Genomic DNA, 12271 nt, shown 5'->3' on the forward strand with positions numbered 1-12271 from the left:
AGGCTAGTGATGAATACGGCGACAGTATCAGCGATCGGAAACCACTACAGTCGGCGCATCGCCGCGGCGGTGGCGCTGACGGCGGCCGCGACCGTGGCGCTCGGGGCCGTGTTCGCGGACCACGCGGCCTCCGCGACGGAGTCGGCCGCGGGCGTCTCCGCGGTCGCGGGGACGCTGTTCGTCCTCGTCCTCAATCTCGGGCTTCTGGCTATCGTACTCGGCGGCAACGCGGCCGTCGCGCTCCGCCGGCTGACCGACGCGGCCGAGGCCGTCGAGGACGGCGACCTCGACGCGTCCGCGGAGGTCGACCGCTCGGACGAGTTCGGGCGACTCGCGAACACCTTCGACAGCATGCGTCAGTCGCTCGGCGACGCCCTCGACGAGTCCGACGAGGCTCGCAAGGAGGCCGAGCAAGCTCGCGAGGAGGCCGAGGCCGCGACCGAGCAGGCCGAGGCGTTCAACGAGGAGCTGCTCGACCACGCCGAGCGCATCGGCGACGCGATGACCGCCGCCGCCGAGGGCGACTTCACGCGCGACCTCGCGACCGACACCGACGTCGACGCCGTCGACCGGATTGCCGACGCCTACGACGAGATGGCCGTCGGCCTTTCCGAGACCGTCGAGGAGATCCGGACGTTCGCCGAGCGCGTCGAGGAGTCCAGCACGACGGTCGCCGCGGAGTCCGCGGAGGTCCAGGACCTCAACGAGCGGCTGGCCGACGACATCCGCGAGCTGGCGACCGACCTCGAAGACCAGGCCGAACAGTTAGAGAGCGCCGTCGCCGAGGTCGACGACCTCTCGGCGACCATCGAGGAAGTCGCCGCGACGACCGACGAGATCGCCGACCAGGCCGCCGAGGCCTCCGACGTGGGCGCGACCGGCGCCGAGCGCGCCGAAGAAGCCATCGAGGCCATCCAGACCGTCGCGGAGACGGTCGACGAACTCGACCGTCTGGTGACGGAACTCGACGACCGGATGGACGACGTGGCCGACACGACCGGCATCATCGACGACATCGCCGAGCAGACCAACATCCTCGCGCTGAACGCCAACATCGAGGCATCCCACGCCGACGTGGGCGGTGACGGCTTCGCTGTCGTCGCCGACGAGGTCAAGCAACTCGCCGAGGAGACCCAGTCCGCCATCGACGAGATCGAGTCGATCGTCGAGGGCGCCCGGACCGACGTCGACGACGTCACCGACGAGATGGACCGGACCCGCGAGCGCATCGACGCGAGCGTCGACACGGTGACCGACGCCGGCGACACGCTCGGCTCGCTGACCGACACGGTCGACGACGTCGACGCCGCGATGGGCGAGATCGCCCGCGCCACCGACGACGGCGCGGCCGCCACCGAAGAGGTCGCCGCGACCGTCGACTCGGTCGGCGAGGTGGCCCGACGCGTCGCGGACCGCTCGCACGAACTGGCCGACACCGCTTCCGAGACCGCGGGGACGATGGCCGACGTGCGCGAGCGCGCCGACGACCTCTCCGCGCGGACGGACGACCTCCTCGACCGCCTCGCGGACTTCGAGACGCGCGACGTGGACGCGGCCGGCGACGGACCCAGTCCGAACGCCGTCACGCTCGCGGGAGGCGACGATGACTGAGTCGTCGGTCGTCTTCTGGGTCTCGGCCGCCGTGCAGGCGCTCACACTCGTCGTCCTGCTCGGCTGGCTCCGGGGGATCGCCGCGTCCCGCCGGCGGTACTGCTATCCCGTCCTGTTCGTCCTCGGCGTCTCGCTCGTCGCAACGGTGCTGATCGCGCTCGGCATCGGTACAGACGTCGCCGGGACGACCCTCGACGCGCCGGGGATCGCCGACGACCTGATCGCGTACTCCGTGCTGTGGGGGGTAACGGCCCTCCTCGCTGGCGAATCTCGCCGGATGGTCGGCGTCTTCGTCGTCGTCCCGGTGATCCAGGTCGTCACGTTCAATGGCGGAGTGATCGTCGGTGGCGTGGCCGGGATCGCCGGCCTGCTCGTCATGGTTGCCGGGCACGTGCTGTTCGCGTACCTCATGCTCGGTCAGGTCTGGGAGCGCGCCCAGCGGGTCCCCGACCGGCAGCGCCTCCTCCACTGGAAAGCGCGAAACCTCCTCCTCTTCCTGATCGGGATGCTCATCGCGTTCTCCCTGCTCGGGGTCGCGCAAGTGTTCGACGAGTTCGTCCTCAGCACTATCAGCGCGTACATGGACCTGCTGATCCGCGCCGGGTTCGCGGGCTTCCTGTTCGCGAACGTCGACGCGATCGCTGTCGACGACACCGGCGAGGCCATCCTCGACGCGGTCGGATCCGAGACGGGCGCGGGCGCGACCGGCAGCGACTGACCTCCCGCCACGTCCGCCAACGGGATCGTATCGCCGTTTTTCGGCCGAAGTCGACGCATAACAATGGTGAATCCCCGCCGAGCGTGAACTATGCCGACGCCAACACGCCGTGACGGCGCGATCGCGGCCCCGTCGCTGACCGAGACGCAGTCGCAGATCCTCGCGCACCTCCGCGAGCAGGTCGACGGGACTGCCTACTTCAAGGCGAAGTACATCGCCGAGGAGCTGGGCCTCTCGCCCAAGGAGGTCGGGATCAACATGGGCCTCCTGCAGGACCGTACCCGCGAGGTCGAGATCGAACAGTGGGGTCGCTCGGACAGCACCACCTGGAAAGTGACGGCCTGAGCGGCGGCCGCACCGTTCGCCCCGACCGACGGTTCAAAGAGGATGCCGCCGCGAGAGGGGGGTAATGACGGACGAGGCGGCCCAGACGCGCCCGGACAACCCGTACGTCGACGACCCGTCGACCGACTTCCACCCGGTCGAGGACCTCGGCGAGGACGCGGCCCGCGAGCAGGCCGAGCGCCTCCGCGAGGCCATCCGCTATCACGACCACCGCTACTACGTCGAGAACGACCCCGTGATCGACGACCGGGTGTACGACGCTTTGTTCTCCCGACTGCGCGACCTCGAAGAGCGGTTCGACATCCAGACCGCCGACAGCCCGACACAGCGGGTCGGCGGCGCGCCCCGCGACGAACTCCCGGACGTGGAACACGTCGCGCCGATGCGGTCGATCGACCAGGGCGGCGAGGCCGAGGAGGTCCGCGAGTTCGACCGCCGGGTCCGCGAGCGGCTGGAAACCGCCGACTACGACGGGGAAATCGACTACTACTGCGAGCCGAAGTTCGACGGACTCTCCGTCGAGGTCGTCTACGAGGACGGCGTCTTCCAGCGGGCGGCGACCCGCGGCGACGGCGAGGTGGGCGACGACGTGACCGCGAACGTCCGGACCATCCCGAGCGTGCCCCAGCGCCTCCGCGGCGACTACCCCGACTTCCTCGCGGTCCGCGGTGAGGTGTACATGCCGAAAGAGGCCTTCCAGGCGTACAACCGCGAGCTGGTCGAGCGCGGCGACGACCCGTTCGCCAACCCGCGCAACGCCGCCGCGGGCACCCTGCGCCAGCTCGACCCCTCGGTCACCGCCGAGCGCCCGCTCTCGATGTTCTTCTTCGACGTGCTCGACGGGGCCGAGTTCGATACCCGCTGGGAGATGCACGAGACCTTCCCCGAGTGGGGGCTGCGGGTCTGCGAACGGACGGAACTGGTCGACGATATCGAGGCGGCGATCGACTACCGCGACGCCCGCCTCGACGAACGGGACGCCCTCGACTACGAGATCGACGGCGTCGTCATCTCCGTGAACGACACCGACGCCTGCGACGAACTGGGGACGACATCCCGAGCGCCGCGGTGGGCGTTCGCCTACAAGTTCCCCGCCCGCAGCGAACACACGACGGTCCGCGACGTGGTGGTGCAGGTGGGCAGGACCGGTCGGCTGACCCCCGTGGCGCTCATGGACCCGGTCCAGGTCGGCGGCGTCACCGTCTCCCGGGCCTCGCTGCACAACCCCGCCGAGATCGAGCGACTGGGCGTCGGTATCGGGGACGAGGTGCGCGTCCGCCGCGCCGGCGACGTGATCCCCGAGGTGGCGGAAGTCACCGAGCCCGACGGCGACGGCCACTTCGAGTTCCCCGAAGAGTGCCCGGTCTGCGGCAGCCCCGTCGAGCGCGACGGCCCGATGGCCTTCTGCACGGGTGGCCTCGGCTGTCGCGCCCAGCGCGAGCGGTCGGTCCAGCACTACGCCTCCCGGAAGGGGCTGGACGTCGAGGGCGTGGGCGAGGAGCGCGTCCAGCAACTGCTCGACGCCGGTCTCGTCTCGGACGTGGCCGACCTCTACGAACTCACCGTCGACGACCTCACCGACCTCGAAGGGTGGGGCGAGACCAGCGCCGAGAACCTCGTCGCGGAACTCGACGCGGCCCGCGAGCCGCCGCTCGCGGACTTCCTCACCGCCATCGGCATTCCCGAGGTCGGCCAGACCGTCGCCGCCTCGCTGGCGCGGCACTTCGGGACCTTTGGGGAAGTTCGGGACGCCGACGAGGACGAGTTGCAGGCCGTTGAAGACGTGGGACCGACGGTCGCCCGCGAGGTCCGTGAGTTCTTCGACAGCGAGGCCAACGCGGACGTGCTCGACCGCCTCCTCGCCCACGTCGACCCGCAGGAGGCCGAGACGACGACCGGTGACGCCCTGGACGGGCTGACCTTCGTCTTCACGGGCTCGCTGGACGGCTACACCCGCAGCGAAGCACAGGACCTCGTGGAGCGCGCGGGCGGCTCGGCGACCAGCAGCGTGTCGAGCAACACAGACTACCTCGTCACGGGGTCGAACCCGGGCCAGAGCAAGCGCGACGACGCCGCCGAGCACGACGTACCGACGCTCGACGGCGTCGAGGCGTTCGAGGAGAAACTGCGGGAGTACGGCGTCGAGATAGCGGCCTGACGCCGGCGTCGCGACGGAAATCGCGGACGGCTCGCCGGAGAAGGCTTATTAGTGTCTATCGATGTGAAAGAATATGGACGGAGACGGCGCCAGTGGGGTGGACGGCGAGATAGGGGGACTGAACCCCACGGGAACGGGGAATGCGGACCAAACGGAAGGGGGTTCGGAGGACGGCTCCGCATCCGGGGCCCTCCGGTCGATGGGATACACCGATAGCGGAGCCGAAGTGGGCAGGGACGACGGAGACGGGACGGGGTCCGGGGATTCGATCCTTCAGACGGTCGTCATCGTCACAGTGGCCGGATCCTTCGCGCTCACCGCCGCGTTCTTCTTCCTCCAGATGATCCTGGCGGTACTCGACGTGGTACTGTAGCACGCCCGCACGTCGCGATCTCGACCGACACGGCGAGGCACTCTCGGTACCACCGATACCGGCGAGACGTGTCGCTGACAGGCTCGCACGAACTGAATTCGGTCGGAAGCGAACGCCGACTACAGATCGACCTTGTCGAACGTGTAGTAGCTGATGGCGGCGGCGACGCCGATCCAGAGGATGAAGCTCAGGAACACCGCGGGGTCGGAGAAGTACAGCGGGATGGACGACCCGGCCGATTCACAGACGGTCCGGTTGCCGAACATGCTCTGGACAGTCTGGGGACTTCCGGAGAGCACGTCGCCGCAGATGACGCCCATCGTGTCGGGGTCCTGCTGGAACATCTGGAAGCGAGAGGTGAGCGCCGCGTTCTCGCCGCCGAGGACGCGCGAGCGCGTCAGCGTCTTGTACGCCTGCGTCGGGCTCAGCAGTTTGACGAACAGGACGACCTGCCAGCGGAGCGCATCGGCGACGCCGACGTAGTCGGCGAGCAGGTCGCCGATCCAGTTGGCCAGCGAGTTCCAGCCAAAGGAGAGATAGAAGTAGACGAGGCCGGCGCCCATGAGCGAGCGCAGGTTCGTCGACGCCGCGCCGGAGATGCTCACGACGAAGGCGGTGAACACCAGCGTGAACGCGAGTGTGAAGAGGGTGAACCACGCGAACACGTCGGCCTTGAACTGGAACTGCGAGAGGGCGAAGAACACGCCCGTCAGTCCGATCGCAAGCAGGAGCGGGACGCCGACGACGGCGCTGCGGCCGACGACCTTCCCGATGATCACGTCGCGGCGCGAGAACGGCAGCGAGAGGAGCACCTTCATCGACCCGCTCACCCGCTCGTCCGAGACCGCCGCGTACCCGGCGAAGATGACGATGATTGGTACCAGCAGCGTGACGGTGGTCAGGTAAAACGAGGAGATGAAGTACTGCATCCCGATCTGGGCGACGTCCTGCCTGACGTTCCCGCCGAAAAACAGCGCGCGGCCGGCGGGGAGCAGGAACAGGGCGGTGAACAGGAACGAGAGGATCCACAGCCCCTTCGAGCGGATGGCGTCGCGGAACTCCTTTTTCGCGACCGGGTACCAGTCGAAGGTCTCGAGCAGCGCGCCGTCGAGCCCGTCGTTCTCGGTGCTCATCGCGCACCACTCTCCTCGGCCTCGGCGTCTGCATCTGTCGGTTCGCCGTCCGAACCCGCCGCGTCGGCGTCCGCGTCGACTACTTCGGCGTCACCGGCCGTCGGCCGGCCCTCGGCGTCGGTGTAGGCGGCGAAGAGGTCTTCGAGCGACGCCTCGCGGGTCTCGAAGTCCTCGACCTCGATGCCGGCGTCCTCGATGGCCGTCAGCACGTCCATCTTCGCGTCGCTCTCGCAGTCGACCACGAGGTCGTCGCCCTCGACGGTCGCACCGGAGACGACGGCGAGTCCCCGGGCGGCGTCGGCGGCCTGTTCGGCCTCGCCGGGCGCGACGTTCACGACCAGTTTCGTCCCGGTGTCGGTGGCCTCACGCAGGCCCTCGACGCTGTCCTCGGCGACGATCTGGCCGTCCTGCAGGATGGCGACGCGGTCGCAGACCGACTCGACCTGCCCGAGGATGTGGCTGGAGAAGAACACGGTCGCGCCGCGCTCGTTCTCCTCGCGGACGATCCGGCGCATCAGTCGGGCGCCGTTGGGGTCCAGTCCCGAGGAGGGCTCGTCGAGGACGAGCAGGTCGGGTTCGCCGACGAGCGCCATCGCGAGCGCGAGGCGCTGTTGCATCCCGCGGGAGTACCCGCCGGCCTTGCGGTCGGCGTCCTCGGCGTCGAGGCCGACGCGGTCGAGCAGCCCTTCCACGTCGGGGTCGGTCCGCTTGGCCTCGCCGACGAATTCGAGGTGTTGTCGGCCGGTCAGTCGGTCGTAGAGGTCGTAGCCGTCGGGGAGCACGCCCAGTCGCTCCCGGATGGCCTCCGACTCCTCGCGGGCGTCCATCCCGAGCACTTCGGCCGACCCGGCGGTCGGGCGGACGAAGTCGAGGAGGATATCGATCGTCGTGGTCTTGCCGGCGCCGTTCGGCCCCAGGAACCCGAACACGTCCCCGTCCTCGACGGTCATGTCGACCCCCCGCAGCGCGGCGACGTCGCCGTAGCGCTTGGTCAGGCCGTCGAGTTCGATGGCTGGCATGGCCGGGCCTTTCGCGCCCTCATTTATAGGTTTTCATAAGTACGAAACCGGCGCGTCAGACCTCGTCATCGGGGTCGTGTTGCTCGGCCATCGACTGGGCCTGCGTGGCGTAGCGCTCCCGCTCGCCGGGGTCCGGCGTCGGTTCGAGTCGCTCGGGATCGACGTCGATCGCGGCGGTCGTCGGCTTGCGCGAGAGCAGCTGGAAGGAGAGCTGTTTCGTGAGGTGGCGCTGGCCGTCTAGCGTCGCGTACACCAGCGTAACGAGGTTCTCGTCGCGGGACTGTCGGTCCACCAGCCAGCACCTGACGGTGTCGTCGCTCATACGCGTCCGTGGGCGCCGGGCTGGCTTGTAGCCGGCGGTCCCGGTCAGCGAACGCGGGAGAGCGCGCGGCGCCGTTCCCGGTCACCGGGCGCGCGACCACGAGCCGCTCGTCCGCCGTGCGGGGATCGTGTGCTCGGTGCGGTCGCGACGGGCGAACCGGACGACCAGCAGACGCTCGACGAGCAGCGCCGCGGCGAGCGCGACCCCGCCTGCGGTCGCGGGGTCGATGCCGGCCCCGGCGACGAACAGGGTCAGGGGTTCGGCGCCCTCGACCGCCGTGGAAAACAGCAGCCAGAGCGAGGCGCCGGCGCCGGAGACGAGGCTGAAGCCGACCGTCGCGGGGTCGAACAGGCGAGCGGAGAGCGGTCGGCCGCGCAGGGCGTTGGCCTCGACGGTGTGCTGGACGGCCAGCGCGACGGCGAAGGCGACGCCCGCGACGAAGACGCCGCGCAGCCCGCCTAGCACCTTCGCGACCGCGAACCAGCCGATCCACAGCAGCGCCTCCGTGACGCTGACCGCGAGGGTCCGACCGAGCGGGAAGCCGACGGCCGAGCCGTTGGCGGCCAGGTCCGTCAGGAAGTGCTCGACCTGCAGGCCGACGACGAGGACGACGACGCCAACCCCGGCCGCCCGCGACAGCGGCGAGGAGCCCTCGATCAGCGCCAGCCAGAGGGCGAGCGTCGCCACTTCGAGGCCAGCGAGCGCGAGCACGAGCACCCACCGGCAGGCGGCCACGACCCGTTCCGTCCGAATCCGATCCCAGTCGGGCACGTCTCGCGTTCGCCGGGTGGATCACTTGGTTATACGCCGGTTACTGCCCGGCGAACGCCGGGCGTTCGGAACTGGCGGAGGTGCGGTGACCGCGACCGGTCAGGGGCCGGAGCGATAGCCGGTTACACCGCTGTTGCGGACCGAGGCGGGGTCGCGCCAGCGCACCCTTTAAGACGGTGTGTCCGCCTCCCTAGGGCATGTCCTGGTTCGGCCGGCTCTTCGACGGCATCGGGGGCGAGCGGGGGCGGGCGTGGGCCGGATCGGCGGAGGACCTCCTCTACGACGGCGAGACGGTCGAGCAGCGCGTCGATCTGGGCGGCGACGACCGCGTCGTCGTGACGAGCCACCGCCTGCTGGCGTTCACACCGGACGGCAGCGGCGAGAACTACCGTGATATCGACCTCCCAAACGTCACCGACGTTCGCGTCGGCCACGAGGGCGAGCGCAACCTGCTCTGGATGGGCGGCCGGATTCTCGTCTACGGGGTCGTCCTCCTCGCGCTCGGCGTGTTCGTCGACTTCGCCTCGTTCGTCCCGACGGACGCCTTCGGAGAGACCGGTGCGGCGGGACAGCTCGGGATGGGCGGCCTGCTCGCGATGCTCCAGCAGTTCCTCGACGTGATCGCGCGCATCGACGAGTTCGCCCGGCTGATCGGCGCCGTCCTCCTGCTCTTTGCCGTCTTCGTCTTCGGCGTCTATGTCGTCACGCGCGACCGCGTCCTCGTGATCGACGTCGCCGGCGACGAGGACCCGATCCGGGTTCCGGCCGACGACGACGGCCTCGACGCCGCGGTCGCCGACCTCGAAGTCGTGCTGTTCGGGAGCGGTGCCGCTGCGGGCTCGACGACCGATGAGACGCCATCGAGTCCGGAATCGGGCGTCGGCGCCGAATCGGACCCGCTGTCCCCGGGGTCCGGCGCGGTCGAGAGTCAGGGGTTCGTCGCGGACGCCGAGCAGTCGGAGGTCGAAAGTGTGACGCAACCCACCGACGGTGTGACCCGACCCGCCGACGGAACAGCCAAACCCCGGGACGCGGCCGCTCGCGACTCCGGGGCGGACGTGGAGCGGGCCGTCCGCGAGACGAACCAGACCGACTTCACGGAGGCGGTCGACCGCGTCGTCGAGGGCGCCTCCGACGATCCGGAATCCGACGGCGACGGCTTCGGGGATGCAAACGAGCGCATCCCCGAGAACACCGACGAGGACACATCCGAGGACGCGGACGACGACCGCGACGACGCCTCGGATCCCGGGTTCGAATTCGGCGGCTGACCCGCCGAATCCGCCTTCGCCGTCGGCCGTCGGAATCCGCGGACGCAGGGTTCAAATTCTCCGAGTCGCTACGGGAGAGCGATGGATCCCGACGCCGTCCGGGACCGAGCGAGCGACCTCCCCGCCGAGCCCGGCGTCTACCAGTTCCTCGCCCGCGAGTCCCGCGGGAGGGGCGGCGCCGGGACCGACGGAACCGGCGAGAACGGAGACGCGAGCGACGCTACCGACGAATCCGAGGGAACTGCCGTCTACGGCGCGCCGGGCGCGGCGCTCACCGACGACGCCGGGATGGGCGGCGACGAGTCCTACGAGCGCGTCCTCTACGTCGGGAAGGCGGTCGACCTGCGGAGTCGGGTGCGGTCGTACGCCGACCCCCGCAGCCAGCGCATCCGCCGGATGGTCGCCGAGGCCGATTCGGTCGACGTGGCCGTCACCGACACCGAGACGCAGGCGCTCCTCTTAGAGGCGAACCTCATCAAACGCCACCGGCCGCGCTACAACGTCCGGCTGAAAGACGACAAGTCCTACCCGCTCGTCCAGCTGACCGACCACGAGTTCCCCCGCATCGAGATCACTCGCGACCCCGACCCCGGCGCGACGGTTTTCGGCCCGTTCACCGACAAGGGCCGACTGGAGACGGTCGTCAAGGCCGTCCGGGAGAGCTACGGCCTGCGGGGCTGTTCGGACCACAAGTTCGCCAACCGCGACCGGCCGTGCCTCGACTACGACATCGGCCTCTGCACCGGCCCCTGCGTCGCCGAGACCGACGTGGACGCGGAGTCGTACATCGGAGACGTGAAGACGGTCGAACGGTTCTTCGAGGGCGAGACCGGCGCGCTCGCCGACCCGGTCCGCCGAGAGATGGAAGCCGCCGCGGCCGACCAGAACTTCGAGCGTGCGGCCAACCTCCGTGACCGCCTCGACGCCGTCGAGGCGATCCACGGCGAGTCCGGCGACGCCGTCGCCAGCGAGGGCCGTCACGAAGGGTCCGACCGCGAGCGCGTGGTCGACGTGCTCGGGGTCGCCGTCGAGGGCGAGACCGGGACCGTCGCCCGCCTCCACAGCGAGGACGGCAAGCTCGTCGAGCGCGACCGCCACCGCCTCGATGCCCCGGAGGGCGAGCGCTCCGGGGCGGTCCTCGCGGCGTTCATCGCCCAGTACTACGCCGAGCGCGAGCTTCCCGACGCGATCCTCTGCTCCGACCACCCCGACGACGCGGATCTGGAAGCGTGGCTGGAGCGGGAGGGAGTCGCGCTGCGGGTCCCTGGCACCGGCCGCGAGTCGACGCTCGTCGACCTCGCGCTGAAGAACGCCCGCAGCCGGGAGCGCCGCGACGACGAGGGCCGGGCGCTGGCCGACGCGCTCGGCCTCGATTCCCGCGTGGGCCGCATCGAGGGCTTCGACGTGAGCCACGCTCAGGGGAAAGCCGCCGTCGGGAGCGACGTGACGTTCGTCGACGGCAGCCCCGAGAAGTCCGACTACCGGCGGAAGAAGCTCGACGACGAGAACGACGACTACGCGAACATGCGGTCGCTCGTTCGCTGGCGCGCCGACCGCGCTGTCGAGGGCCGCGACGAGCGCCCCGATCCCGACCTGCTCCTCATCGACGGCGGCGAGGGCCAGCTCGGCGCCGCCCGCGACGCGCTCGACGCCGCCGGCTGGGACGTCCCCGCCATCGCGCTGGCGAAAGACGAGGAACTGGTCGTCACACCCACGGGCGTCTACGACTGGCCCGACGACGCCTCCCACCTGCATCTCCTCCAGCGCGTCCGCGACGAGGCCCACCGCTTCGCCGTCCAGTACCACCAGACGCTCCGCGACGAGGTTTCGACGGTGCTGGACGACATCGACGGGGTCGGCCCGGCGACTCGCAAGCGCCTGCTGCGTCGATTCGGCTCCGTGGAGAACGTCCGTTCGGCCTCAGAGGACGAACTCCAGCGCGTCGACGGCGTCGGCTCGAAGACCGCCGAGACCCTCGCCGAGCGGCTGTGAATCCCGGGCGACCGCCGGTTCGGTCCAGCGGCGCGTGATTTATTACGTCACGGGGGGTACTGTCAGTTGAGCAACTATGCCCCGAACTGGTCCCCTCCCGGGTTCGCTCTCGCTGACGTGGCAGTACGCCCTCGTCGGCGGCGTCGTGTCGATGCCGCTCACGCTCGCCGCCTACTGGAGTTCCGGCGCGAGCAACCACTTCTCGTTCAACATGGTCATCGTCGGCGGCCTGATCGCCGGCTTCCTCGCCCGCCGGTACTCGGCCGACGTGAGCGCCGCGAGTCTCCGGGCCGGCGTGATCGGCGGTCTGGCCGGCTACGTCTGGATCGCGCCCACGATCCTCGTCAGTGCCGAGAGCTTCGCCGACGCGTGGTCGTTCGCGCCCGTGAAACCGGCGCTGGTCGTCCTCTTCAGCGGCTTCGTCCTCGGCACTGCCGCGATCTTCGGTCTCCTCGGCGGCCTCGTCGGATCGTGGATCTCCGGGAAGATCGGTCAGGATCGAACTGCTGCTGTGAGCGCCTGAATCGCCGTTTCTGAAACTACCGTCCCGGTCTGCTG

General features: G+C 69.9%; 12 protein-coding genes. 8 read left to right on the top strand and 4 right to left on the bottom strand.

Annotation, left to right across the window (positions count from 1 at the left end; translation table 11 throughout):
* Window positions 1-9 precede the first annotated feature (9 nt).
* The 5 genes from AB2U09_RS20165 to AB2U09_RS20185 all read left to right on the top strand — a co-directional run bounded on the left by AB2U09_RS20165 (window position 10) and on the right by AB2U09_RS20185 (window position 5205).
* Window positions 10-1611 carry a methyl-accepting chemotaxis protein gene (locus tag AB2U09_RS20165; RefSeq protein ID WP_459194541.1) on the top strand — a complete coding sequence of 534 codons (1602 nt, stop codon included), beginning with the start codon at window positions 10-12 and terminating at the stop codon, window positions 1609-1611.
* Entirely contained in the window at window positions 1604-2329 is a 726-nt protein-coding gene (locus AB2U09_RS20170; RefSeq protein ID WP_459194542.1) for a G protein-coupled receptor family protein, read from the top strand. Before AB2U09_RS20165 ends, AB2U09_RS20170 begins: the two co-directional genes overlap by 8 nt.
* Before the next feature lie 90 nt (window positions 2330-2419).
* A complete protein-coding gene (locus tag AB2U09_RS20175) occupies window positions 2420-2674 on the top strand; it encodes a DUF7123 family protein (RefSeq protein WP_459194543.1) in 255 nt (84 codons plus the stop codon).
* A 64-nt stretch (window positions 2675-2738) separates the two neighbouring features.
* Window positions 2739-4832 (top strand): NAD-dependent DNA ligase LigA, encoded by a 2094-nt coding sequence (gene ligA / locus AB2U09_RS20180; protein ID WP_459194544.1) that lies wholly within the window; start codon window positions 2739-2741, stop codon window positions 4830-4832.
* Window positions 4833-4905: 73 nt separating this feature from the next.
* On the top strand, window positions 4906-5205 hold the full coding sequence (locus tag AB2U09_RS20185) for a hypothetical protein (protein WP_459194545.1): 300 nt from the start codon (window positions 4906-4908) through the stop codon (window positions 5203-5205).
* Between the two features lie 119 nt (window positions 5206-5324).
* Here the strand turns inward: AB2U09_RS20185 and AB2U09_RS20190 are convergent, their stop codons facing one another.
* From AB2U09_RS20190 to AB2U09_RS20205, 4 genes are all read right to left on the bottom strand, one after another.
* The gene (locus AB2U09_RS20190) at window positions 5325-6338 is read right to left on the bottom strand and encodes an ABC transporter permease subunit (protein ID WP_459194546.1); all 1014 of its coding nucleotides are present in this window, start codon (window positions 6336-6338) and stop codon (window positions 5325-5327) included.
* Window positions 6335-7357 (bottom strand): ABC transporter ATP-binding protein, encoded by a 1023-nt coding sequence (locus tag AB2U09_RS20195; protein WP_459194547.1) that lies wholly within the window; start codon window positions 7355-7357, stop codon window positions 6335-6337. Before AB2U09_RS20195 ends, AB2U09_RS20190 begins: the two co-directional genes overlap by 4 nt.
* A gap of 55 nt (window positions 7358-7412) precedes the next feature.
* On the bottom strand, window positions 7413-7679 hold the full coding sequence (locus AB2U09_RS20200; RefSeq protein WP_459194548.1) for a DUF7967 family protein: 267 nt from the start codon (window positions 7677-7679) through the stop codon (window positions 7413-7415).
* 81 nt (window positions 7680-7760) lie between these two features.
* Window positions 7761-8450, bottom strand: a complete 690-nt coding sequence (locus AB2U09_RS20205) for a hypothetical protein (protein ID WP_459194549.1) — start codon at window positions 8448-8450, stop codon at window positions 7761-7763.
* Between the two features lie 197 nt (window positions 8451-8647).
* On the opposite strand from AB2U09_RS20205, the gene AB2U09_RS20210 reads away from it, so the two are divergent.
* The 3 genes from AB2U09_RS20210 (at window position 8648) to AB2U09_RS20220 (ending at window position 12236) form a co-directional block, all read left to right on the top strand.
* A complete protein-coding gene (locus AB2U09_RS20210; protein ID WP_459194550.1) occupies window positions 8648-9721 on the top strand; it encodes a hypothetical protein in 1074 nt (357 codons plus the stop codon).
* Window positions 9722-9802: 81 nt separating this feature from the next.
* On the top strand, window positions 9803-11713 hold the full coding sequence (locus AB2U09_RS20215) for an excinuclease ABC subunit C (RefSeq protein ID WP_459194551.1): 1911 nt from the start codon (window positions 9803-9805) through the stop codon (window positions 11711-11713).
* 76 nt (window positions 11714-11789) lie between these two features.
* A complete protein-coding gene (locus AB2U09_RS20220) occupies window positions 11790-12236 on the top strand; it encodes a DUF5518 domain-containing protein (protein WP_459194552.1) in 447 nt (148 codons plus the stop codon).
* The last annotated feature ends 35 nt before the right edge of the window (window positions 12237-12271 follow it).

The sequence above is a fragment of the Halosimplex yunnanense genome, assembly GCF_054504345.1.

What these genes read in the sequence shown, in the direction of transcription:
- AB2U09_RS20165 (WP_459194541.1), top strand. Translation starts at nt 10, where the DNA reads ATGAATACGGCGACAGTATCAGCGATCGGAAACCACTACAGTCGGCGC.
- AB2U09_RS20170 (WP_459194542.1), top strand. Translation starts at nt 1,604, where the DNA reads ATGACTGAGTCGTCGGTCGTCTTCTGGGTCTCGGCCGCCGTGCAGGCG.
- AB2U09_RS20175 (WP_459194543.1), top strand. Translation starts at nt 2,420, where the DNA reads ATGCCGACGCCAACACGCCGTGACGGCGCGATCGCGGCCCCGTCGCTG.
- ligA (WP_459194544.1), top strand. Translation starts at nt 2,739, where the DNA reads ATGACGGACGAGGCGGCCCAGACGCGCCCGGACAACCCGTACGTCGAC.
- AB2U09_RS20185 (WP_459194545.1), top strand. Translation starts at nt 4,906, where the DNA reads ATGGACGGAGACGGCGCCAGTGGGGTGGACGGCGAGATAGGGGGACTG.
- AB2U09_RS20190 (WP_459194546.1), bottom strand. Translation starts at nt 6,338, where the DNA reads ATGAGCACCGAGAACGACGGGCTCGACGGCGCGCTGCTCGAGACCTTC.
- AB2U09_RS20195 (WP_459194547.1), bottom strand. Translation starts at nt 7,357, where the DNA reads ATGCCAGCCATCGAACTCGACGGCCTGACCAAGCGCTACGGCGACGTC.
- AB2U09_RS20200 (WP_459194548.1), bottom strand. Translation starts at nt 7,679, where the DNA reads ATGAGCGACGACACCGTCAGGTGCTGGCTGGTGGACCGACAGTCCCGC.
- AB2U09_RS20210 (WP_459194550.1), top strand. Translation starts at nt 8,648, where the DNA reads ATGTCCTGGTTCGGCCGGCTCTTCGACGGCATCGGGGGCGAGCGGGGG.
- AB2U09_RS20215 (WP_459194551.1), top strand. Translation starts at nt 9,803, where the DNA reads ATGGATCCCGACGCCGTCCGGGACCGAGCGAGCGACCTCCCCGCCGAG.
- AB2U09_RS20220 (WP_459194552.1), top strand. Translation starts at nt 11,790, where the DNA reads ATGCCCCGAACTGGTCCCCTCCCGGGTTCGCTCTCGCTGACGTGGCAG.